Origin of the sequence: Mesorhizobium sp. B2-3-14 (assembly GCF_006442175.1) — a bacterium.
In the GTDB taxonomy this organism is placed as follows: Bacteria; Pseudomonadota; Alphaproteobacteria; order Rhizobiales; family Rhizobiaceae; genus Mesorhizobium; species Mesorhizobium australicum.
On record NZ_VFVP01000002.1, the window covers coordinates 198,042 to 218,905 of the forward strand.

The window sequence follows — 20,864 nt, forward strand, 5'->3', positions numbered from 1 at the left end:
CGGCGTAAACCTGATATAGACCGCTGCCGCGCCGAAGCGAGGACTATTGCAAACGATTTGATCGGCAAGGCGGCTTGGCGGCAACGCCAAATGTTATGCGTTAGCCAGCGCAGCGTGTCTTTTGAGGCTGGTCGGGGAAGGGCGCTTGCCGAAAGCGCGCAGGAAGGTGCGCACACCGTTTGTCGCCGATTGCACCACCTCGTCCTCGCCTGGCGTGCCGCCAAGCATGAAGGTGGTCTGCAATTCGGCATTGACGAGGCCGAGGAACTGGCGCGCCGCGACGTCGGGATCGTCGATCGCGAGATAGCCGCCATAGGCGAGGCGGGCGAAGCGGGCGGCGATCGCCGGCCATGTCCTGCCGGGTCCCTGTTCGCGCCATTCGGCAAAGAGCTCGGGATAGCGCTCGCCCTCGGTCTGGATCAGCTTGCGCAGGAATTTTCCGTCGCGGTTGCAGATGCAGTTCTGATTCAGGCGCACGGCAAAACCGATCAGGTCGGCCTCGAGATCCCCAGGCTGATCGGGAAAGGTGGCGATGGTGGCGAAAATGCCGGCGTTGCAGCGCTCGGTCAGGTCGCGCACCACCGCGATGAACAGTTTCTCCTTGTCGCCATGGTGGTTGTAGACCGTCTGGCGCGACACGCCGGCCTCAACCGCGATCAGGTCGATATTGGCGCCGGAGAAGCCTTCGCGGCAGAACACGCCGGCAGCGGCGTCGACGATCGACAGGCGCTTGGCCTCGTGGCCGCGTGGCGGGAAAGTGTCAGGAGAAACGCCCGGTCTCATGAAAATCTATATAGAGGTGATTGACGATTTAGACAAGACTGTCTAAATTTGTGGACACGATATAACGGGATTTCGCTCCGGAGACGAATAAATTTGCTCCAGGAGTAGGAAACCCACGGGATGGAACGTCCTAGGGTCAGACGTCGCCTGGCGGCGGCAACCAGATTCGAAAGAAGCCAATATCATGAGCCCCAAATTCCTCCGCATCGCGGTCGTGCTCGGCCTGTTGTCCGCCATCGGCCCGTTCGCCATCGACATGTATCTGCCCGCTTTGCCGTCGATCGGCACCGATCTGCATGCCGGCACCGCCGCCGTGCAGATGAGCCTTTTGATCTTCTTCCTGTCGATGGGCTTCGGCCAGATCGTCGTCGGGCCGATCTCCGACATGGTCGGCCGCAAGCTGCCGCTCTATGGTGGCTTGGCACTGTTCATGGCCGGCGGCATTGGCTCGGCAATGGCGCCGACCATCGAGTGGCTGATCGCCTTCCGCTTCCTGCAGGGGCTTGGCGCCAGCGCCGGAATGGCCATTCCGCGCGCCATCGTGCGCGACCTGCACACCGGCAATGAGGCCGCCAAGCTGATGTCGCTGCTGATGCTGGTGTTTTCGGTGTCGCCGATCCTGGCGCCGCTGACCGGCAGCCAGATCATCGAGAATTTCGGCTGGCGCGCCGTGTTCTGGACCGTGACCGGCGCGGCGGTGCTTGCCACCATCCTGCTCGCGACCTCGCTCAAGGAGACACGGCCGGCGGAAGAACGCGTCGGGTCCTCCTTCGGTACCGCCCTTGCCGGCTACCGCTTCCTGATGGGCGACCGTAATTTCCTCGGCCTGGTGGCGATCGCCGGCTTCGGCATTGCGAGCTTCTTCGTCTATCTGTCGAGCTCGTCCTTCATCCTGATCGACCATTACGGGCTGTCGCCTTCGGTCTACAGCGTCTTCTTCTCGATCAACGCGGTTGCCTTCATCGGCATGTCGCAGTTGACGGGCCTGCTTTCCGAACGGTTCGGACTGAAGCGCGTGGTGTGGGTGGCGGTGACCGGCTACGCGACGACGATGGTTGTGCTGTTCGCGATCATGGCGACGGGCGTCGATCGGCTTGACGTGATGGCGGCCCTGCTGTTCGTCGGCTACGGCTTCCTCGGCTTGGTCATCCCGACCACATCGGTGCTGGCCATGGAAGAGCATGGCGAGATCGCCGGCACGGCGTCGGCGCTGATGGGCACGCTGCACTTCGCCATCGGCGCGCTCGCCATGGGCGTCGCCGGTGTGTTCTTCGACGGCACGCCGCTGCCCATGGTCGCCGGCATCACGCTCTGCGCGGTGATCTCGTTCGCACTGGCGAAAGTCACGCTTGGCCGTTCGCGCGAAGCGGTCGAAGCGCCGGCGGAGTAAGCACCTTTTCCAATAAACCAGGGGAGGCCGGGTCGATCCCGGCCTTTTTTGTGTTGAAGCCGGCGTTTGCCTCCGGGTTAACGCACGCTCTATGGCTGACGCTCAGCTGAGTTCCTGGGCGAGGCCGATGAGAAGCCCTTCAGGCCCACGGATGTAGCAGAGCCGATACACGTCCTTGTACTCGACCACTTCGCCTACGAGTTGCGCGCCGCGCGTGCGGAGCCTTTCAAGCGTGTCGTCGATGTCGTCCACGGTGAACATGACGCGGAGGTAGCCCAGGGCGTTGACCGGGGCGGTCCGGTGATCCGCGACGACAGGCGGCGCGAGGAAGCGTGAGAGCTCCAGCCGGCTGTGGCCGTCCGGCGTGCGCATCATGGCAATCTCGACATGCTGGTCGCCCAGTCCGGTGACGCGTCCGGCCCATTCTCCTTCGACCGTGGCCCGCCCTTCGAGCTCGAGGCCGAGTTCGCGAAAGAAATCGATCGCCCCTCCGAGGTCTTCGACGACGATTCCTACATTGTCCATCCGCTTGAGCGCCATGTTTTCGATCTCCAGGGGGTGTCGTTTCAGTTTACAGGGTATCGCCTGGTCCACCAACGCACAGGAAAGGCCGGACCCGTCCGACCCTCTTCATGTCCGCGATGTCAGCGGCAATCCAGCAGCGTCGAGGAGGAAGCGTACACGCTCTTCGACTGGCGCAGGCGGCAAGGTCACCAGTTCGTAGCCGAGTTCGGCATAGACGCCGGCCACGGACTGGCAAGTGCGCTCGGCCTCGTCGAGGGTTTGCTTGCGTTCTTCGTCCTGGGTGAAGATCTCCGGCCATGGCGGGGCGACGAAGACGCGACGCGCATAGCGGAATTCCGTGGCGGCACTGGTGAGGTGATCCGGCACCGGCAGGCCGCAGAGCCTGAGATAGCCGATCGTGTCCGGCACGCCGCGATCAAAGAAGACCGGCGCGGGCCGCACGATACGAGCGCATTTCCCACGACAGCATCAGTTCGGCGAACAATGCGCGATCGCTCCAGGGCAGGGCGGTTCCACCAATGGCGGATTGGTCGCGGATGATGCCGCGCCCGGCCTGGGCGGATGTCGCAAAGCCCGCCTGCCGCAAGGCTTCGATCAAGGTGGTCTTGCCGGACCCGGGGCCGCCGGTCAGCACGAAGAATCGATCGGAATCGTTTTGCATTTTGTCCATGGAGAAAGGGCACGCGACGCAGCGGCTTCGCAGCCCGCAGCCGGTGCGAAGTCCTGACGGCAGGAGCTGTCGTGCGTCACGCAAAAATGAAAGGGGAGAAGTGGAGGTTTCTGTTGCCAGGTACCTCCGAACCCCGCCTAGAAGTGCGAACCCCTAGGGCTTGATTTGAAGCTATCGCACTGCATTAAGCAGCGAGACGTGCTTCCGCATAGTTGTCGTTGGCAACTATAAGTTTAGCCCGATGACGGTGGTACAATGCCGGGCAAAAGTACGATCTTTACACCTTCGTCGATCCTATTTCGCCCCCAGCAAAAACCGCTCTGTCCTCAACAGCGGCTTTTGGTGGAGGCGCCGGGTACCGCCCCCGGGTCCGAACGGCTTATTTCATCGCCCATTTATCGCCATAGTCGGTCAAGCCGACAAAACGAATATAGGGGGGCTTGCGCGGAAATGAAAGGCCGCAATGGTGCTTTGTCCCTGTGTCAAATCGCGACGCCAAGGGTTGACTTGGGCGCGGTCTCAACCGAAGCTTTGCGGGCGGTGAGGAGTTACCGACCTAGCGCACAAGTTGCGAAGCGCGCCACAGCCCTCATCGATCGGATCCGTGGCGCCGACGAGGGGAATTCTGATGGCCGACTATCTTGCGGATGTGAAGAAATATGACGCCGCGGCAAGCGCCGATGCGGTCGAAAAAATCGTCAAGCACCTGGGCATTGCGCTGAGGAACCGCGATTCCTCGCTGGTGTCCTGCACGGATCCGAAGGAGTTGGCGCGGGTCAAGGAGAGCTGGGTGGCCAAGAAGCTCGGCGTCAGCGACGGGGCGAAAGCCGACGCCGCGATCGAGAAGACCTGCAAGGCGATGCACGCCGACAACACCAAGAACCGCGTGACCTTCTACTATCTGGTGGCCAAGGACCTGGGCAAGCTCGGCTCTCTCTGAGACCTTTGGTTACTTCATCCTGGCGGCCGGTTGGCGATTTCCGCGCTTCCGGTTCGCCGGTGAGGATTCTGGGCGGGCTTCGTCCCTGCTAAGTGGGGACGATCTCAGACAAGCGTGGCGTCAGCGCCTATATGCGCTATGATCGGAGAGATCCCGAATCGAGCCCGGAACCGATGCGCCAATATCTCGATCTCCTGCAGCATGTGCTGGACAACGGCGCCGATCGTGGCGACCGCACCGGCACCGGCACGCGCTCCGTCTTCGGCTACCAGATGCGCTTCGATCTGGCGCGCGGCTTTCCGGTCACCACCACCAAGAAGCTTCATCTGAAGTCGATCATCCATGAACTCCTCTGGTTCCTGGCCGGCGACACCAACATCAAGTACCTGACCGACCACGGCGTTTCGATCTGGGATGAATGGGCCGACGAGAATGGCGATCTCGGCCCGGTCTACGGCAGGCAGTGGCGATCCTGGCCAGACGGCCATGGCGGCTCGATCGACCAGATCGCCAATCTTCTCAAGGAGATCCGCCGCAATCCTCAATCGCGGCGGCTGATCGTCTCGGCCTGGAATCCCGCCGAGGTGGAAGCCATGGCGCTGCCGCCTTGCCACTGCCTTTTCCAGTTCTACGTGTCCGAGGGCCGGCTTTCCTGCCAGCTCTACCAGCGCTCCGCCGACATCTTCCTCGGCGTGCCGTTCAACATCGCGTCTTACGCGCTGCTGACGCTGATGGTGGCGCAGGTGACAGGGCTGAAGCCGGGCGATTTCGTGCACACGCTTGGCGACGCGCATCTCTACTCGAACCATTTCGAGCAGGCGCGCGAACAGTTGCGGCGCACGCCAAGGACCCTGCCGACGATGTGGATCAATCCTGAGGTGAAGGACCTTTTCGCCTTCCGCTTCGAGGATTTCCGGCTGGAAAACTACGTCGCCGACGCGTCGATCAAGGCGCCCATCGCGGTCTGAGCCGCGGCTTTTCAGTCGATGCCGACCATCACGTCCGAGGCCTTGACCACGTCGTAGGCCTGCTTGCCCTTTTCGAGCTTGAGGTCGGCGACAGCTTCATTGGTGATCGAGGCGGTGACGATGATGCCGCCGCCGATGTCGATGCGGACATGCGAGGTGGTGGCTCCCTTGACGATTTCGGTGATCGTTCCCTCGAGCACGTTGCGGGCGCTGATCTTCATTGCAGTTCCTTTCGCGGCGGCGGTCTTATCAGAACAATCATGCAGCGCCGGATCGAGTTTCAGCCGGCCGGGCCTTCCCTTGTTATATCCATGCGGATATATCGGTCTCCAGGCTTCGAGCCAACCGGAATTTGAACCCAGGGAGAGTTTTCGATGACACGCAAAGGTTTCGGGTTGAGGATGATCGCCATTGGCGGCTTTGCGGCGACATTGATGGCGGCAATGCCGGCAGCGCACGCGGAAGACAAGGTCGTGGTGTTCGCGGCGGCCAGTCTCAAGGATGCGCTCGATGCGGTGAACAAGGCCTGCGAAGCCGATGTCGGCGAGGCCGCGACCGTTTCCTACGCCGCGAGTTCGGCATTGGCCAAGCAGATCGAGGGTGGGGCGCCGGCCGACGTCTTCATCTCCGCCGATCTCGACTGGATGAAATATCTCTCCGACAAGAAGCTGACCAAGCCCGACACGGAAGTGAAGCTGCTGGGCAACGAGATCGTGCTGGTGGCGCCGAAGGATTCGACGGTCGAAACCAAGATCGAGAAAGGCTTTGACCTCGCCAAGCTCGTCGGCGACGGCAAGCTTGCCATGGGCGATTTCAAGGCCGTGCCGGCCGGCAAGTACGGCAAGGCGGCATTGGAATCGCTCGGCGTCTGGTCCTCGGTCGAGGGCAAGGTGGCACAGGCCGAGAATGTCCGTGCGGCGCTGAAGCTGGTTTCGACTGGTGAGGCCGCGCTCGGCATCGTCTATGCCACCGACGCGCACGCCGAAAAGGGCGTCAAGGTGGTCGGCACCTTCCCCGAGAATTCACATCCGCCGATCATCTATCCGGTTGCCCAGACCGCCGATTCGAAGGACAAGGATACGCCGGCCTTCCTGAAGTGCCTGCAGTCCGCCAAGGCCGGCGCGCTCTTTAGGGAACAGGGTTTTACCGTGCTCACGCCCAGCAACTGAGTCGGCGAGCAACTGAGTTCGAAAAGGCCCGATACCGCACTATGAGTTGGCTGCTGGACCTCACTCCCGACGAATGGAATGCGGTCCGGCTGTCCATCAAGGTGGCGACGGTGGCGATGCTCGCCAGCCTGCCGCCGGGCATAGCGATCGCGCTGCTGCTTGCCCGGGGGCAATTCTGGGGCAAGACGCTGCTCAACGGGGTGGTGCACCTGCCGCTGATCCTGCCGCCCGTGGTGACCGGTTATCTCCTGCTTTTGACGTTCGGCAAGCGCGGCCCGGCCGGTGCCTTCTTGGCCGAGCATTTCGGCATCGTCTTCTCGTTTCGCTGGACGGGTGCCGCCCTTGCTTGCGGTGTCATGGGCTTTCCCCTGATGGTGCGGGCGATCCGGCTGTCGATCGAGGCGGTGGATCGCAAGATGGAGGCGGCGGCGGGAACGCTCGGCGCCAACCCGCTGTGGGTGTTCGGCACCATCACGCTGCCGCTGATCCTGCCCGGGCTGATCGCCGGCGCCATCCTGTCCTTCGCCAAGGCGATGGGCGAGTTCGGCGCGACGATCACTTTCGTCTCCAACATTCCTGGCGAGACGCAGACGCTGCCGTCGGCGATCTACACTTTTACCCAGGTGCCGGGCGGCGACGAAGGGGCGCTGCGACTGACGCTGATTTCGATCGTCATCTCGATGGCGGCATTGGTCGCATCGGAAGTGCTGGCGCGGCGGGTCGGGCGGCGGATGGACATCGAATGAGCGTCCTTGTCGACATCGGCCACCGGCTTGGCGATTTCGCCATCGATGCCCGCTTCGAGAGCGCCGGACGGCTGACGGCGCTGTTCGGGCCGTCCGGTTCCGGCAAGACGACGCTGATCAACATGATTGCCGGGCTGATCCGGCCGGACAAGGGGCGCATCGAGGTCGATGGCCGCGTGCTGGTCGACGCGGGTGCCGGCATTTTCGTGCCAAGGCACAAACGCCGCATCGGCATGGTGTTCCAGGATGCGCGCCTGTTTCCGCATATGAGCGTGATGAGCAATCTGTGCTACGGTCGCTGGTTCACGCCGGCGGCGGAACGCTATGCGGACATGGACGCCGTTGTAGAATTGCTGGGCATCGGCCCGCTGCTTGGGCGACGACCGGCAAAACTCTCGGGCGGCGAGAAGCAGCGCGTGGCGATCGGCAGGGCGCTGCTGGCCAGCCCCAGACTGCTGCTCATGGACGAGCCGCTGGCCTCGCTCGACGAAGCGCGCAAGGCCGAGATCCTGCCCTATATCGAGCGGCTGCGCGACGAAACGAAGATCCCGATCGTCTATGTCAGCCATTCGGTCGCCGAGGTGGCGCGGCTGGCGAGCGACGTGGTGATGCTGGCGCGGGGCAAGGTCACGGCTAGCGGCCCGACCGACGCTGTCATGCAAAGGCTCGACCTGTTGCCGGTGGAAGAGCGCGGCGAGGGCGGCGCCGTGCTGGACACGAAGGTGCTGCGTCACGAGGAGGCTTTTGGGATGACCGTGCTCGGCTCGGCCGCCGGCGAGATCCGCGTGCCGCGTCTTGGGATGAAGGCCGGGGCTCCCGTGCGTATCCGCATTCGCGCTCGCGACGTGATGATCGCCGCGGAGAAACCGACGGGCCTCAGTGCCCTCAACATCCTGCCCGGCACGATCGTCGCGATCAGTCCCGGCGAGGGGCCGACGGTCGAAATCGGCATCGACTGCAATGGGGCAACGGTGCTCGCCCGCATCACGGAACAGTCGCGGCAGGCGCTGAAGCTGCGGCTCGGCGGCAAGGTTTTCGCGGTGGTCAAGACCGTGAGCTTCGATCGGGGAAATACCGGCGCCGGTCTGCCGCTCGACGTCGATGGCTGACAGCGGCGGTGATCGGCGCTATATTGTTTTGGAATAACGGTCGCCGAAGCTGAAGCGGTCGCGGAGGAGCAACAATGCCGTCGCTGAGCTTGCGGATAAATCTCGATCCGGACGGACGGATCGGTCCTGGCAAGATTGAGCTTCTGGAGCACATCGCCACCTTCGGTTCGATCTCGGCCGCCGCGCGCGGCATGGCGATGTCCTACAAGCACGCCTGGGACCTGGTCGAGGACATGAACCGGGTGTTCGGCAAGCCGCTGGTGGCGGCGCAGACCGGTGGCCGCAAGGGCGGCGGCGCGCAACTGACGACCGTCGGCCTGGCCGTGGTCAGCCGTTTTCGCGCCATCGAGCGCGCGGCGAGTGCGGCCGCGGCGACGCATATGGACGCGTTGCAGTCGGAGATTGAGGCGGGATAGGGGAGTAGTGAGTAGTGAGTAGCGAGTAGTGAGTAGCGAGTACAGCCTAGTCCCTACTGACTACTGACTACTGACTACTGACTACTGACTACTCACTATTCCACTACTCCGGCTTTCGCAGCAAATACGTATCCATGATCCAGCCTTTCTTCCGGCGGGCTTCGTCGCGGCGCCTTTCGATCTCGGCGCCGACATCGCCAAGGCGGCCGGAGATGATGATCTCGTCGGGCGTGCCGAGATAGGCGCCCCATTGGATGAAAAGGTCCTGGTCGGCCAGCGTGTTGAAGGCGCATTTGCCGTCGAGCATGACGACGGCGCTGCCGGCATTGTCCGGCATGCCTTCCTCGGTCAGGCGGCGGCCGGTGGTGATCAGCACGGGATCGCCGATGCGGTTCAGCGCCGTTTTGTGGCTGGCTGCCAGCGCCTGGACGGCCGTTATGCCGGGAATGACTTCCAGGTCGAATGCAACATTGCCCCTCAGGCGCACGCGCTCGAGGATGCGCAGAGCGCTGTCGTAGAGCGAAGGATCGCCCCAGATCAGGAAGGCGCCGCAGCCACCCCCGGAGATCTCGTCGCGGATCAGTCCCTCGTAGATGGCGGCGATGGCTTCATGCCAGTCGTCGACGGTCGAGCGATAGGAAGAGGTTGGTTCGGCGCGCACCGGCACGTCGAACTCGACCCGGCGTGAGGCCGGGTTGGTGACGAAGCGGTCGCAGATGCCGCGCCGCAGGTTGGCAAGATCGGTCTTGTCGGTGCCCTTGTCGGGAATAAACAGGACGTCCGCCCTGTTCAGCCCTGCTATGGCCTGGACAGTCATGTGGTCGGGATTGCCGGCGCCGATGCCGATGACGAGAAGCTTGCGCATGGCGCGAACTCCTGCCCCATCGGAACCTGTTAGTCCAGACCGCCTGCGTGTCCAGACCGCGTGCGTGTCCAGACCGCCCGCGTGTCCAGACCGGTCACGCACGCCCAGCAAGCGGAAGGGCTTTGAAACGCCGCATCGAAACGGCTAGGGTCATCCAGGCATTCCAGCCGAGGGGGCTTCGATGTTGCGATCTGTTCTGGCTTTAGCGTTGGCGCTTTCAGCGGCGCCTGCAATGGCCAATGATTCGGTTGCCGAGCTTGGCACCGGCGGCCTGATCCTGTCGCGCAGCGATGCCGTGGCGATGCAAAGCGAGGATCTTTTCATCTCGCCCGAAAAGGTGACGGTGGACTACGTCTTCCACAACAACACCGACAAGGATGTCGAGGCGATAGTCGCCTTCCCGATGCCCGACATTTCGGGCGATCCCGAAGAGATGCCGGCGATCCCGGAAAACCAGAGCGATAATTTCCTCGGCTTCGAGGTGACGATCGACTGCGTCGCGGCCAAGCCCCAACTCGAGCAGAAGGTGCTCGCGCTCGGCATCGACATCGGCGCCGACCTCAAGGCGCAAAACGTGCCCTTCAACCCGTTCGGCGACGCGGCCAAGGCGGCGCTGGCGAAGCTGCCGCAAGGGGTGGCTGACGACTGGGTCGACCGCGGCATCATCATCGGGGATTCCACAGCCGACAGTGGCCAAAAACCGGTCTATTCGCCGTTCTGGCAATTGCGCTCGACCTATTGGTGGCGCGCGGCCTTTCCGGCCAACAAGGACGTTCACGTCTCGCACCGCTACAAGCCCAGCGTGGGCGGCACATCCTCGGTCAGTTTCTTCAATGAAGGCCAGTTCCAGAACTCATACGCGGCCTACCAGAGCCGGTACTGCATGGACGACACATTCGAGAATGCGGTGCGCAAGGCGGCCAAGGACAATCCGGACGGCTATCCCAAATTCTACGAAAGCCGCATCGCCTATATCCTGACCACCGGCGGCAACTGGGCGGCGGGCACCATCGGCAAGTTCAAGCTGACCGTCGACAAGGGCAACCCGAAAGCCCTGGTCTCGTTCTGCGGTGACAACGTCAAAAAGGTCGGGCCGACTCGTTTCGAGATGAAGGCGAACGATTTCTATCCCGAGCACGACATCGACATCCTCCTGCTCGTCCCGTCGGACAGCAATGGCGGGGACGCAAACTGATGCATGTCGCCATCTATGTCGCCATTGCCGAGAACGGCGTGATCGGGCGGGACGGCGGGTTGCCCTGGCGGCTCTCCACCGACCTCAAGCGGTTCAAGGCCGACACGATGGGCAAGCCCATCATCATGGGCCGCAAGACCTATGAAGGCATCGGCCGGCCGCTGCCGGGCAGGCTGAACATCGTCGTCACCCGCGACAAGGCCTGGCGTGCCGAGGGCGTCGAGGTGGCGCATACGCTCGAAGCCGCGATCCAGCTGGCAACCGTGCGCGGACGCCGCATGACGGGCGTCGACGAGGTCTGCATCATCGGCGGCGGCGAAATCTATGCCCAGGCGCTGCCGCTGGCCGAGCGCCTGCACGTGACCCATGTGCTGGCCGCCGTCGATGGCGACGCGCATTTCCCGCCGATCGACCCTGATGCATGGCAAGTGGTCAGTTCGCGGGAGATTGCGTCAGGAGAAAAGGACAGCCATGCGACGCGCTATACGGTTTATGAGCGCCGCCGCGAGATAGTTCGAAGATAAAGGACGACAAAGGGTCGCTACCGGCCCAAAACGGATGAAGTCGGCGGCGCATCGCGTTGAAAGCGCGCCGTGGCGTCCCTATAGAAGAACGACACTGGATTTGCGCCGTAACCGCGGTGCTTGAGGGAATTCCAAGCGAAAGGACATTCATGCCCTGGAACGACAAAGGTGGCGGAGGCGGCGGCCCGTGGGGTGGCGGCGGTAACAATCAGGGACCCTGGGGGCAGGGACCGAAGGGGCCAAGCGGCCCGCAGGGGTCGCCTCCCGACCTCGAGGACATCATTCGCCGTGGCCAGGATCGGCTGCGGCGCGCGCTGCCCGGCGGCGGTGGCGCCAGTCCGGCGGTGTTCGGCCTGATTGCCGCGGTGCTGGTCGTTCTGTGGGCCTTCCAGGCGGTCTATACCGTGCAGCCCGACGAGGTCGCGGTCGAACTGCGCTTCGGCAAGCCGAAGGCCGAGCTTTCCCAGCCAGGCCTGCATTTCCACTGGTGGCCCCTCGAGACCGTCGAGACGGCCAAGATTTCAGAGCAGCTCGTCGACATTGGCGGCGGCAACACCAGCGGCAACGGGCTGATGCTCTCGGGCGACCAGAACATCGTCAATGTGCAGTTCTCCGTGGCCTACCAGGTCTCCGATCCCCGCGCTTACCTGTTCGACGTCTCCGACCCGGACGGCATGCTGCGGCAGGTTGCCGAGAGCGCCATGCGCGAAGCCGTCGGCCGCCGGCCGGCGCAGGACATTTTCCGCGACGATCGCCAGGGCATCGCGGCCTCGGTGCGCGAGATCATCCAGACGACGCTGGACGGCTACAAGGCCGGTCTCAACGTCAACGCCGTCTCCATCGAGGATGCGGCACCGCCACGCGAGGTGGCAGATGCGTTCGACGAGGTGCAGCGCGCCGAGCAGGACGAGGACAAGTTCGTCGAGCAGGCCAATCAGTATTCCAACCAGAAGCTCGGCCAGGCACGCGGCGAGGCGGCCCAGGTCCGCGAAGACGCGGCCGCCTACAAAAACCGTGTGGTGCAGGAAGCCGAAGGTGAGGCGCAGCGCTTCATCTCGGTCTACGACGAATATGCCAAAGCCCCCGATGTCACGCGCAAACGCCTTTATCTGGAAACCATGGAGAGGGTTCTGAAGGACTCGAGCAAGGTCATCGTCGAGCAGAACAACGGACAGGGTGTCTTGCCTTATCTGCCGCTGCCCGCATTGCAGCCGAAACCGCCAGCACCGGCCGCGCCCGCCGCGAACACGGGAGGTACCAAGTGATGGCCAACCGTCTTCCCATCGTCGTCGCCGTGGCGGCGGTCGTCCTGTTCCTGATCTATTCCTCGGTCTTCGTGGTCAATGCGCGCCAGCAGGCGCTGGTGCTCCGCTTCGGTGAGATCGTCGACGTCAAGAGCGAGCCCGGCATCTACTTCAAGGCGCCGTTCTCGTTCTTCGACGCCGATACGGTGCAACTGATCGAAAACAGGGTGCTGCGCTTCGACCTCGACAACATCCGTGTCCAGGTCTCGGGCGGCAAATTCTATGAGGTCGATGCCTTCATCGCCTATCGCATCTCGGATCCGCGCGTCTTCCGGGCCGCCGTGTCCGGTCAGATTGAACTGGCCGAAGCGCGGCTCAGGACGCGTCTCGACGCTGCCCTGCGCCGCGTCTACGGTCTGCGCGATTTCGAGGCCGCGCTTTCCGAAGAGCGTGCCGTGATGATGCGCGAAGTGCGCGATCAGCTCAGGCCCGACGCCACGTCGCTCGGCTTGCAGATCGAGGATGTTCGCATCCGCCGCACCGACCTGACGGCCGAAGTTTCACAGCAGACCTACGACCGCATGAAGGCGGAACGCCTGGCGGAGGCCGCGCGGCTGCGGGCACGCGGCAACGAAGCGGCACAGCGCATCACGGCGCGCGCCGATCGTGAAGTGGTCGAGATCGTTGCCGAAGCGCAGAAGGAGTCCGAGATCCTGCGCGGTGAGGGCGAGGCGCAGCGCAGCGCCACCTTCGCCGATGCCTACAAGCGCGATCCCGCCTTCTTCGACTTCTACCGGTCGATGAATGCCTATGGCACCGCGCTGGACAACACCGGGACGACCATGGTGCTGTCGCCGAGTTCGGAGTTCTTCCGCTACTTCCGCGATCCCGACGGCAAGGAAGGACCGGCGAAACCGACGGCGCCGGCTGCGGCACCTGCCGCGCCGACGACACAACCCAGCACCGGCCAGTAACGGCCGGTGCAGGATTTCTTCGCGGCGATAGGCCTGGTCCTCGTCATAGAGGGCCTGGTCTATGGCGGCTTTCCCCGCCTTGCGAAGAAGCTCGCGGGCGAAGTGCTGTCGATGCCGGAGAATGCGTTGCGGATCGGCGGGCTGGCGGCGATCGCCATTGGTGTTGGCGTCGTCTGGCTGGTGCGGGGCGTGTAGAGGCGGCGGTTTGCGGAATAACGCTCGATTTACACTCCACCGATAGTCATAGCCGCAAACGTGCCGTATTTCTTGCCATCATGGCGCGACACGGCGTTTTCGTCGAAGCGCTTTTCTCTTTTAGAAATGCCGGGAGGCTTCTCGATGACATCCAACACCCTTTTGGACGCCGCTCGACGGACATTGGTCGCCGGCGCGGCAGCGCTGGTCCTGGGCGCCGTCGCCGTTCCGTCCTTCGTGGCCCCGACATTCGCCGCCGACGGACCGGCCTCGGTCGCCGACCTGGCGCAAGGCGTGCTTGGCGCGGTGGTCAATATCTCGACATCACAAACGGTGAAGGGCACGGAAGGGCCGGGCGCGGTGCCGATGCCGCAACTGCCCGAAGGCTCGCCGTTCCAGGATTTCTTCGACGATTTCTTCAAGAACCGCGGTGGCGAAAAGGATGGCGGCTCGCAGAAGGTGCAGTCGCTCGGTTCGGGTTTCGTCATCGACGCCGAACAAGGCATCGTCGTCACCAACAACCACGTGATCGCCGATGCCGACGACATCGAGGTCAATTTCTCCGATGGCGTGACCTTGAAGGCGACGCTGGTCGGCACCGACACCAAGACCGACGTCGCGGTGCTGAAGGTCGATCCGAAAGGCCACAAGCTGACAGCGGTGAAATTCGGCGATTCCACCAAGATGCGCGTCGGCGACTGGGTGATGGCGGTCGGCAATCCGTTCGGCCTCGGCGGCACGGTGACGGTCGGCATCGTCTCGGCACGCAACCGCGACATCAATTCAGGCCCCTATGACGACTTCATCCAGACCGACGCGGCGATCAACCGCGGCAATTCCGGCGGACCGCTGTTCAACAGCGCCGGCGAGGTCATCGGCATGAACACCGCGATCATTTCGCCGTCCGGCGGCTCGATCGGCATCGGCTTCTCCATTCCCTCGCAGCTCGCCTCGGGCGTCGTCGAGCAGTTGCGCCAATATGGCGAGACGCGGCGCGGCTGGCTCGGCGTGCGCATCCAGCCGGTGACGGACGACATCGCGGAAAGCCTCGGCATGGCGACCGCCAAGGGCGCGCTGGTGGCCGGCGTCATCAAGGGCGGACCTGTCGACAACGGCACCATCCAGGCCGGCGACGTCATCATCAAGTTCGACGGCAAGGACATCCATGAAATGCGCGACCTGCCGCGCGTCGTCGCCGAAAGCCCGGTGGGCAAGGCCGTCGACGTGCTGATCGTGCGCAAGGGTGTCGAGCAGACGGTGAAGGTGACGCTCGGCCGGCTCGAGGATGGCGAGAAGCTGGCGAGCGGCGAGAATGGCAATACCGACCAGGACAAGGGCGCTGACAAGGCTCCGGCCGTCTCGACCGCCTCGGTGCTTGGCATGACGGTCGGCGAACTCAACGACGAGACGCGCAAGAAGTTCAGCATCGCCGGCGATGTTTCCGGCGTTGTCATCACCGACGTGGCCAAGGACTCCGCCGCCGCGGAACGCGGTATCCAGCCGGGCGAGGTGATCACCGAGATCGCGCAGGAGTCGGTCGCCACGCCCAAGGACGTCATGGACCGGATTGGCGCGCTAAAGGAGCAGGGCCGCAAGAACGCGCTCTTGATGCTGGCGTCGAAGACCGGTGAATTGCGCTTCGTTACGATCCGGATGGATTGAAATTTCAATCCGGCGATTTGGAAAGGGCGGCTAACCCGCCGCCTTTTTTCTTGCCTGCCAGTCCCCGCGCGACAGCCGGTAGAGCACGTGCCGCTTGAGCGCGGGATGGCTGTCTGGAATGCTGGGGTGGTCGAAATCGTTCGATGGGTCGGCTGTCATGCCGAGGCGTTTCATAACGGCGGTCGAGCGGTGGTTTTCCGCCACGGCGAAGGAAACGATCTCGTCGACGGCCAATGTCTCGAAGCCGTAGGCCAGCCATGCCTCCGAGGCCTCGGTGACATAGCCCTTGCCCCAGAATTCGGGAGCCAACCGCCAGCCGATCTCGATTGTGTCGGCCGGCAGCGATGGTACATCATCAGTCGCGAGGAGGCCGACGAAACCGATGCATTCGCCGGTCGCGGCAATCTCGGCCGCGGCGAAGCCGTAGCCGTCCTCATCGACCCAGGCGCGGAACTCATCCATCTTGGCGTCGGCGGCGGCACGGTCGCGGCGAAACGGGAAGAACTCCATCACGCGATCATCGGAATTGATGCGATGGAACAATTCGCGGTCGCGATCCTCCCAATTGCGCAGGATCAGGCGTTCGGTGCGGATTGGCTTCATTGGACGAATTCTTCCTGCCGGTAGCCCTGCAGATAGAGCAATGCGGTGAGGTCGGCATGGTCGATCCGGACTTTTGCCTGAGCCGCGACGGAAGGCTTGGCATGCAGCGCGACACCGGTTCCGGCCAGGCGGATCATGTCGAGATCGTTGGCGCCGTCGCCGACGGCGATGGCATCGGCCGGCATCAGGCCAAGACGTGCACAGATTTCGAGCAGCGCCTCGGCCTTGGCGGCGCGGCCGAGGATCGGCTCGCCGACCAGCCCGGTGAAGCGTCCGTCCTGGTCGAGAAGGCGGTTGGCGCGGTCTTCCTGAAAGCCAAGCATCGCAGCGATGCGCGTGGTGAAAACCTCGAACCCACCCGAGACGAGCGCCGTCCAGGCGCCGTTGGCGCGCATGGTCTGGACCAGCGCGCGGCCGCCCGAGGCCAAGGTCAGCCGATTGGCGACGATATGGTCGACGACGGCGGCTTCGAGCCCCTTGAGCAGCGCCACGCGCTCGCGCAGCGCCGGCTCGAAGGCGATCTCGCCGTTCATCGACCGTGCGGTGATCGCCGCGACATGATCCTTGACGCCGATCTCGTCGGCCAGCTCGTCGATGCACTCCTGGTCGATCATGGTCGAGTCCATGTCGGCGAGAAGGATTTTCTTGCGGCGTGTTTCAGCCTGCTGGACGATCACGTCGACGGGCTCAGCGGCCAGTGCGGTACGAAGGCTCGCGGTCGTTTCATCAGCCTGCGCCGCTGGCGGCAGGGCAATGTCACAGGCAATGCCTTCGGCCAGCCATACGACAGCGCTTGCGCCCACCGACCGTGAGGCCATATTCGCAAGCGATGGCGACAGAGCGCGATCGGCGGGACGGGAAACAAGCGTGGCAATGAGCGGCATCGAGAATTCCGGCAGGGATGCGGACGAAGGCCGCGTGAAGAACGCGATCCTGATAGCCGGGCCGACCGCCAGCGGCAAGTCGGCGCTGGCGCTTGAACTGGCCGAACGCACAGGCGGCGTCATCGTCAACACCGATTCCATGCAGGGCTATGCGGTTCTCGACGTGCTGACGGCCCGGCCGCAGGCGGCCGAGCTCGCACGAGCGCCGCATTTTCTCTATGGGCATGTCCATCCCGGCACCGCCTACTCGACCGGCGCCTGGCTGCGCGACGTCATGAAACTCATTGATGACGGGACGCTCTCGCGGCGGCCAATCTTCGTCGGTGGCACCGGCCTGTACTTTCGTGCGCTGGCGGAAGGGATTTCGGAAATGCCTGATATTCCGCAACGGATACGCGACCGCTGGCGCTACGAATTGAAGGAGCAAGGCGCGGTCAAGCTGCATGCCTTGCTGCTGCGCGAGGATTCGAGCGTCGCCATGCAGTTGAAGCCAACCGACAGCCAGCGCATCGTGCGGGCACTCGAGGTGCTCGACGCCTCCGGCCGGTCGATCCTGGACTGGCAGGCAGAGCGCGGCCTGCCGCTCATCGACAGGCCGAGCGCGCATTTCCTGGTTGTCGAGCCGGATCGGGCAGCATTGGTTGATCGCATCGAAAGGCGTTTCGACCAGATGCTGGACAAGGGCGCGCTGGAGGAAGTCAAGCAGCTTGCGGCCCTTCGTCTGGATCCAGACCTGCCGGCGATGAAGGCGATCGGGGTCCGCGAGCTCCAGGCCGCGATCTCAGGGCAGTCGAGCTTTCCCGAGGCGATCGAACGCGCCAAGATCTCGACAAGGCAATATGCCAAGCGGCAGGCCACCTGGTTTCGCCATCAGCTGGGACCGGAATGGCAGAGACTTCGCCCCGGTGACGCTCTCGAAACCACGATCCAAACACTTGTTGCTAATGCAACTTAAAAAGTTGCCCCTGAGGGAAGGGTTCTCGCCGAAGTTGTCGGAATTAACGCTCCGTAAGTCGGTCCCTGCGATAAGGTCATGGGGTATTTTTCCATCGGGGAGCAGATGCGTTTCCACAAAGCGGAATCCGCTTTTTTCGTCTTTATCTTCGTGATCCTGGCTGCTGGCCTGGTGACCCTGCACGCCTATGGGCAACTGCAATCCTTCGCCACGGAACTCCATACGGCCTCCGGCCTGGACAAGGTCATCTACCTCAACAAGCTCCTGTTCGCGACTGGCGTACTGCTCGCCACCGCGCTGTTTTTCGGCATCTTCTTCATCTATCCGCTGATCCGCAAGCAGGCGACCGAAGAGGGCAAGTTGCGCGCCATGACGGTGTCGCTCAGCGCCCGCTCCGAAACGCTCGAGCATGCCGCCCTGACCGACGGCCTGACCGGCATGCAGAACCGGCGCTATTTCGACGACGCGCTGAAGGAATATCTCGAGGAGTTCCGGCGCATCGAAAAACCGGTCGGGCTGATGATCCTCGATCTCGACCATTTCAAGCAGGTCAACGACACGCACGGCCACGATGTCGGCGACGAGGTGCTCAAGGCTGTCGCCAGATGCCTCAAGGACATGACACGTTTCCACGATGTGGTGGCGCGCCTGGGTGGTGAGGAGTTCGCCGTGGTCACGCCCAACATGGAGGCGGCCCTTCTGGCCAAATTCGCTGAGCGCATCCGCAAGGCGATCGCCAACATGTCGATCCTCTCCGGCAACAATGTCCGGCTCAAGATCACCACCAGCGTCGGGCTTGCCGTCTGGGATCGCAAGGAAACGGCGGAGGAATTCTATCGCCGCGCCGACCGCCAGCTCTACGAAGCCAAAAGGCAAGGCCGCAACCGCGTCTGCGCCTAAGATCCCATCACTGAATTCGTGATGCTGGCCGCTTGATGCCGGCTTCTGCGCTTCCGGCCTTCGCCGGCCGAAGCACTTATGAGACGTTGCGCTTTAAGGCTGCGGCCGGCGAAGGCCGGTGCTCACGGACCAAAACACCAATCGGCTCAGCCTGACCAACTCCCTGACGGGCTTCGCCCAAGCTTTCCGACGAAGACGGGATAGGCCGCTTGCACGGATTCTCGGGACTATTCATGGAGGCGTGACGCTCAGCTCAATCGTTCTGCGGGCGCAGGCCGAAGGTGGCGGGTTTGAGGCCGTAGCGTGTGTCGAAATCTTCGTCCGACTGCACGCGCGCCGCCGCCGGCGCTTTGCGGTAGTCGGGGTCGCCCGCCTGCCGGCCGGAATCGACCACCTCGGCGAAAGCCATCGCCTGGCTCTGCGGTTTCGGCACGTTACGCAGCCGCTCCACGATCGCCACCAGGTCGACCTCGCCGGCCTTGGACGTCACGTCTTCCTCGCGCTTGGCCGTGCCTGGAAGCAGGTGAGCGGGCAGTCTTTCGAATTTCAGCCGCATGGTCGTCGCCACGCCTTCGCCGAAGGCGATCGCTTCGCGCTGGCCCATGGAGGACAGGAACGCGAGCGTGGAGGCCGAAGAGTCGGCGATCGCCGAGCGGATGATCGCCTGGTCCTGCTCGTTGGCGAGCCGCATGGCGAAGAAGGTCGAGCACTGCGAGAGAATGGTCGGGTCGAGCTCGCCGGGGCGCTGGGTGACGACGCCGAGATAGCAGCCATATTTGCGGCCTTCCTTGGCGATGCGCGACAGCGCGTGCCGGGTCGGCGCGAAGCCGAGACGCGCATCGGCGGGCATGTAGCGGTGTGCTTCCTCGCATAGGAACAGCAGCTGCAGCTTGCCTTCGCTCCACAGAGCGAGGTCGAAGGCCAGACGCGCCAGCACCGAGCAGACGGAATTGACCACTTCCGACGGCATGCCGGCCATCTCGAAGCAGGTCACCGGACGGCCATGATGCGGCACGCGGAAGATGTTGCCGATCGTCTCGTGGATGGTGTCCTCGATCAGGCGCGAATTGAACATGAAGCGGTAGCGCGGATCGGCCGCCGCCGATTCGATGCGTGTCTTCAGCGATTTGAGGGTTGGACGATCGGTCTTGCTTTCGAGCATGCCCATGCGCTCGTCGATCTGCTTGAGCAGGTCGGCGATGCGGTAGGGCACCGGCGTATCGGCGGTCAGCGCATCGCTGCCGCGCCTCAGGTAGGCGCCTGAACCGGGGTTGCGATAGAGGTTCTTGGCGAGCGGAATGAGGTCGCGAAGGGCATCGATCTCTTCCGGCACCGTTTCGCGTCCGCGAAACAGCACTTCGGCGAATTCCTCCAGCGTGAACATCCAGAACGGCAGGTCGAGCGTCTTGGAATCGACCCTGACGCAATATTCGGGCAGCGAGGCCGCGAACTCGTTGTGCGGATCGAGGATCAGGATGCGCAGGTCCGGCCGCGCCGCGATCGACTTGCGCAGCAGCAGCGACACCGCTGTCGACTTGCCGACGCCGGTCGTGCCGACAATGGCGAAGTGGCGCGCCAGCGTGTCATCGATGGCGATGTTGGCGGCGATCGCCTCGTCCTGCGCCAGCGAGCCGATGGTGATGGAATGGCGGCCGGCCAGGTCATAGACCGCCTGCAGGTCGCGGGTGCGGATGCGGTGCGCGACGGCGCCGATATGCGGATAGATGGTGATGCCGCGGTCGAAGATCGGCCTGGCCCCGGGTTCGGCGCCGTCACGGACTTCGCCGATCAGCTCGATGCTGACCTCGATGGCGTTCTTGCCGTCACTGTTCCAGGCCAGATCCGACTTGCCGATCGCGTAGACCAGGCCGACGGTTCGCGTCGTGCCAAGGTTGATCGAGATCATCTTGCCGACCGTCCACAGGCCGGTGATCGCGCCGTCGGCGTCGTCGGCATAGGCGCTGATGGTGGCGCGCGCACCGTCGCATTGCACGACATTGCCCAGGATGCGCTTGTCGTTTTGGTCGGCTGTGCGGCGCTCCTGCGATGTCGGTTCTCCGACGGAAGCTTCGCGTTCGACATACATGGACAGGCCAATCCCCATTTCCCTTGAGGCCGTACCCTACAGGAACGGGGTTAAGGTCGGA

General features: G+C 63.6%; 22 protein-coding genes, 1 other RNA gene and 1 pseudogene. 15 read left to right on the forward strand and 9 right to left on the reverse strand.

Annotation, left to right across the window (positions count from 1 at the left end):
• Positions 1-93 precede the first annotated feature (93 nt).
• Positions 94-783, reverse strand: coding sequence for a TetR/AcrR family transcriptional regulator (locus tag FJ950_RS05570; RefSeq protein ID WP_140615703.1), 690 nt, complete (start codon positions 781-783; stop codon positions 94-96).
• 184 nt (positions 784-967) lie between these two features.
• Here FJ950_RS05570 and FJ950_RS05575 point away from each other — a divergent pair, with 184 nt between their 5' ends.
• Complete coding sequence (locus FJ950_RS05575) at positions 968-2,173, forward strand: multidrug effflux MFS transporter (RefSeq protein ID WP_015317263.1); 1,206 nt, start codon at positions 968-970, stop codon at positions 2,171-2,173.
• A 102-nt stretch (positions 2,174-2,275) separates the two neighbouring features.
• On the opposite strand, the gene FJ950_RS05580 is transcribed toward FJ950_RS05575, so the two are convergent.
• The 3 genes and pseudogenes from FJ950_RS05580 to ssrA all read right to left on the reverse strand — a co-directional run bounded on the left by FJ950_RS05580 (position 2,276) and on the right by ssrA (position 3,828).
• Positions 2,276-2,713, reverse strand: a complete 438-nt coding sequence (locus tag FJ950_RS05580; protein ID WP_140615705.1) for a VOC family protein — start codon at positions 2,711-2,713, stop codon at positions 2,276-2,278.
• A gap of 90 nt (positions 2,714-2,803) precedes the next feature.
• Positions 2,804-3,368, reverse strand: a pseudogene (locus tag FJ950_RS05585) (AAA family ATPase).
• Between the two features lie 99 nt (positions 3,369-3,467).
• Positions 3,468-3,828: a transfer-messenger RNA gene (gene ssrA, locus FJ950_RS05590) on the reverse strand.
• Between the two features lie 168 nt (positions 3,829-3,996).
• Here ssrA and FJ950_RS05595 point away from each other — a divergent pair.
• Together FJ950_RS05595 and FJ950_RS05600 are read left to right on the forward strand one after the other, a co-directional pair.
• Positions 3,997-4,308 (forward strand): DUF2853 family protein, encoded by a 312-nt coding sequence (locus FJ950_RS05595; RefSeq protein ID WP_015317265.1) that lies wholly within the window; start codon positions 3,997-3,999, stop codon positions 4,306-4,308.
• 173 nt (positions 4,309-4,481) lie between these two features.
• The gene (locus FJ950_RS05600) at positions 4,482-5,276 is read left to right on the forward strand and encodes a thymidylate synthase (protein ID WP_023782671.1); all 795 of its coding nucleotides are present in this window, start codon (positions 4,482-4,484) and stop codon (positions 5,274-5,276) included.
• An 11-nt stretch (positions 5,277-5,287) separates the two neighbouring features.
• Here the strand turns inward: FJ950_RS05600 and FJ950_RS05605 are convergent, their stop codons facing one another.
• Positions 5,288-5,497: a molybdopterin-binding protein gene (locus tag FJ950_RS05605; protein WP_140615707.1), complete on the reverse strand. Its 210-nt coding sequence runs from the start codon at positions 5,495-5,497 to the stop codon at positions 5,288-5,290.
• Between the two features lie 153 nt (positions 5,498-5,650).
• Between FJ950_RS05605 and modA the strand changes: the two genes are divergently transcribed.
• From modA to FJ950_RS05625, 4 genes are all read left to right on the forward strand, one after another.
• A complete protein-coding gene (modA, locus tag FJ950_RS05610) occupies positions 5,651-6,445 on the forward strand; it encodes a molybdate ABC transporter substrate-binding protein (protein WP_140615709.1) in 795 nt (264 codons plus the stop codon).
• Between the two features lie 41 nt (positions 6,446-6,486).
• Positions 6,487-7,191, forward strand: coding sequence for a molybdate ABC transporter permease subunit (gene modB, locus FJ950_RS05615; RefSeq protein ID WP_023782669.1), 705 nt, complete (start codon positions 6,487-6,489; stop codon positions 7,189-7,191).
• Entirely contained in the window at positions 7,188-8,300 is a 1,113-nt protein-coding gene (gene modC, locus FJ950_RS05620; RefSeq protein WP_140615711.1) for a molybdenum ABC transporter ATP-binding protein, read from the forward strand. Before modB ends, modC begins: the two co-directional genes overlap by 4 nt.
• 74 nt (positions 8,301-8,374) lie before the next feature.
• On the forward strand, positions 8,375-8,716 hold the full coding sequence (locus tag FJ950_RS05625; protein WP_140615713.1) for a winged helix-turn-helix domain-containing protein: 342 nt from the start codon (positions 8,375-8,377) through the stop codon (positions 8,714-8,716).
• Between the two features lie 103 nt (positions 8,717-8,819).
• Here FJ950_RS05625 and cobF read toward each other — a convergent pair whose 3' ends face one another.
• Positions 8,820-9,581 (reverse strand): precorrin-6A synthase (deacetylating), encoded by a 762-nt coding sequence (cobF, locus tag FJ950_RS05630; RefSeq protein ID WP_140615715.1) that lies wholly within the window; start codon positions 9,579-9,581, stop codon positions 8,820-8,822.
• A gap of 181 nt (positions 9,582-9,762) precedes the next feature.
• Between cobF and FJ950_RS05635 the strand changes: the two genes are divergently transcribed.
• The 6 genes from FJ950_RS05635 to FJ950_RS05660 all read left to right on the forward strand — a co-directional run bounded on the left by FJ950_RS05635 (position 9,763) and on the right by FJ950_RS05660 (position 15,375).
• Positions 9,763-10,776, forward strand: a complete 1,014-nt coding sequence (locus FJ950_RS05635; RefSeq protein ID WP_140615717.1) for a DUF4424 domain-containing protein — start codon at positions 9,763-9,765, stop codon at positions 10,774-10,776.
• Positions 10,776-11,300, forward strand: coding sequence for a dihydrofolate reductase (locus FJ950_RS05640; RefSeq protein WP_140615719.1), 525 nt, complete (start codon positions 10,776-10,778; stop codon positions 11,298-11,300). Before FJ950_RS05635 ends, FJ950_RS05640 begins: the two co-directional genes overlap by 1 nt.
• Before the next feature lie 149 nt (positions 11,301-11,449).
• Positions 11,450-12,565: an FtsH protease activity modulator HflK gene (hflK, locus tag FJ950_RS05645; RefSeq protein WP_015317275.1), complete on the forward strand. Its 1,116-nt coding sequence runs from the start codon at positions 11,450-11,452 to the stop codon at positions 12,563-12,565.
• Positions 12,565-13,518 (forward strand): protease modulator HflC, encoded by a 954-nt coding sequence (locus FJ950_RS05650; RefSeq protein ID WP_140615721.1) that lies wholly within the window; start codon positions 12,565-12,567, stop codon positions 13,516-13,518. Before hflK ends, FJ950_RS05650 begins: the two co-directional genes overlap by 1 nt.
• Before the next feature lie 6 nt (positions 13,519-13,524).
• Positions 13,525-13,713: a DUF2065 domain-containing protein gene (locus FJ950_RS05655; protein ID WP_015317277.1), complete on the forward strand. Its 189-nt coding sequence runs from the start codon at positions 13,525-13,527 to the stop codon at positions 13,711-13,713.
• 144 nt (positions 13,714-13,857) lie between these two features.
• Complete coding sequence (locus FJ950_RS05660) at positions 13,858-15,375, forward strand: DegQ family serine endoprotease (RefSeq protein WP_140615723.1); 1,518 nt, start codon at positions 13,858-13,860, stop codon at positions 15,373-15,375.
• Positions 15,376-15,405: 30 nt separating this feature from the next.
• Here the strand turns inward: FJ950_RS05660 and FJ950_RS05665 are convergent, their stop codons facing one another.
• Positions 15,406-15,978, reverse strand: coding sequence for a GNAT family N-acetyltransferase (locus tag FJ950_RS05665; RefSeq protein ID WP_140615725.1), 573 nt, complete (start codon positions 15,976-15,978; stop codon positions 15,406-15,408).
• On the reverse strand, positions 15,975-16,862 hold the full coding sequence (gene serB, locus FJ950_RS05670) for a phosphoserine phosphatase SerB (protein ID WP_140615727.1): 888 nt from the start codon (positions 16,860-16,862) through the stop codon (positions 15,975-15,977). The genes FJ950_RS05665 and serB overlap by 4 nt, the downstream gene beginning before the upstream one ends.
• Between serB and miaA the strand changes: the two genes are divergently transcribed.
• Together miaA and FJ950_RS05680 are read left to right on the forward strand one after the other, a co-directional pair.
• Positions 16,852-17,817 carry a tRNA (adenosine(37)-N6)-dimethylallyltransferase MiaA gene (gene miaA / locus FJ950_RS05675; RefSeq protein ID WP_140615729.1) on the forward strand — a complete coding sequence of 322 codons (966 nt, stop codon included), beginning with the start codon at positions 16,852-16,854 and terminating at the stop codon, positions 17,815-17,817. The genes serB and miaA overlap by 11 nt on opposite strands.
• A gap of 105 nt (positions 17,818-17,922) precedes the next feature.
• The gene (locus tag FJ950_RS05680) at positions 17,923-18,717 is read left to right on the forward strand and encodes a GGDEF domain-containing protein (protein ID WP_041163809.1); all 795 of its coding nucleotides are present in this window, start codon (positions 17,923-17,925) and stop codon (positions 18,715-18,717) included.
• A 253-nt stretch (positions 18,718-18,970) separates the two neighbouring features.
• Here the strand turns inward: FJ950_RS05680 and FJ950_RS05685 are convergent, their stop codons facing one another.
• A complete protein-coding gene (locus tag FJ950_RS05685; RefSeq protein WP_140615730.1) occupies positions 18,971-20,803 on the reverse strand; it encodes an ATP-binding protein in 1,833 nt (610 codons plus the stop codon).
• Positions 20,804-20,864: the final 61 nt, after the last annotated feature.

Excerpts from the sequence above, each read along its gene's own strand:
- FJ950_RS05570 (WP_140615703.1), bottom strand. The coding sequence starts at position 783 with ATGAGACCGGGCGTTTCTCCTGACACTTTCCCGCCACGCGGCCACGAG.
- FJ950_RS05575 (WP_015317263.1), top strand. The coding sequence starts at position 968 with ATGAGCCCCAAATTCCTCCGCATCGCGGTCGTGCTCGGCCTGTTGTCC.
- FJ950_RS05580 (WP_140615705.1), bottom strand. The coding sequence starts at position 2,713 with ATGGCGCTCAAGCGGATGGACAATGTAGGAATCGTCGTCGAAGACCTC.
- FJ950_RS05595 (WP_015317265.1), top strand. The coding sequence starts at position 3,997 with ATGGCCGACTATCTTGCGGATGTGAAGAAATATGACGCCGCGGCAAGC.
- FJ950_RS05600 (WP_023782671.1), top strand. The coding sequence starts at position 4,482 with ATGCGCCAATATCTCGATCTCCTGCAGCATGTGCTGGACAACGGCGCC.
- FJ950_RS05605 (WP_140615707.1), bottom strand. The coding sequence starts at position 5,497 with ATGAAGATCAGCGCCCGCAACGTGCTCGAGGGAACGATCACCGAAATC.
- modA (WP_140615709.1), top strand. The coding sequence starts at position 5,651 with ATGACACGCAAAGGTTTCGGGTTGAGGATGATCGCCATTGGCGGCTTT.
- modB (WP_023782669.1), top strand. The coding sequence starts at position 6,487 with ATGAGTTGGCTGCTGGACCTCACTCCCGACGAATGGAATGCGGTCCGG.
- modC (WP_140615711.1), top strand. The coding sequence starts at position 7,188 with ATGAGCGTCCTTGTCGACATCGGCCACCGGCTTGGCGATTTCGCCATC.
- FJ950_RS05625 (WP_140615713.1), top strand. The coding sequence starts at position 8,375 with ATGCCGTCGCTGAGCTTGCGGATAAATCTCGATCCGGACGGACGGATC.
- cobF (WP_140615715.1), bottom strand. The coding sequence starts at position 9,581 with ATGCGCAAGCTTCTCGTCATCGGCATCGGCGCCGGCAATCCCGACCAC.
- FJ950_RS05635 (WP_140615717.1), top strand. The coding sequence starts at position 9,763 with ATGTTGCGATCTGTTCTGGCTTTAGCGTTGGCGCTTTCAGCGGCGCCT.
- FJ950_RS05640 (WP_140615719.1), top strand. The coding sequence starts at position 10,776 with ATGCATGTCGCCATCTATGTCGCCATTGCCGAGAACGGCGTGATCGGG.
- hflK (WP_015317275.1), top strand. The coding sequence starts at position 11,450 with ATGCCCTGGAACGACAAAGGTGGCGGAGGCGGCGGCCCGTGGGGTGGC.
- FJ950_RS05650 (WP_140615721.1), top strand. The coding sequence starts at position 12,565 with ATGGCCAACCGTCTTCCCATCGTCGTCGCCGTGGCGGCGGTCGTCCTG.
- FJ950_RS05660 (WP_140615723.1), top strand. The coding sequence starts at position 13,858 with ATGACATCCAACACCCTTTTGGACGCCGCTCGACGGACATTGGTCGCC.
- FJ950_RS05665 (WP_140615725.1), bottom strand. The coding sequence starts at position 15,978 with ATGAAGCCAATCCGCACCGAACGCCTGATCCTGCGCAATTGGGAGGAT.
- miaA (WP_140615729.1), top strand. The coding sequence starts at position 16,852 with ATGAGCGGCATCGAGAATTCCGGCAGGGATGCGGACGAAGGCCGCGTG.
- serB (WP_140615727.1), bottom strand. The coding sequence starts at position 16,862 with ATGCCGCTCATTGCCACGCTTGTTTCCCGTCCCGCCGATCGCGCTCTG.
- FJ950_RS05680 (WP_041163809.1), top strand. The coding sequence starts at position 17,923 with ATGCGTTTCCACAAAGCGGAATCCGCTTTTTTCGTCTTTATCTTCGTG.
- FJ950_RS05685 (WP_140615730.1), bottom strand. The coding sequence starts at position 20,803 with ATGTATGTCGAACGCGAAGCTTCCGTCGGAGAACCGACATCGCAGGAG.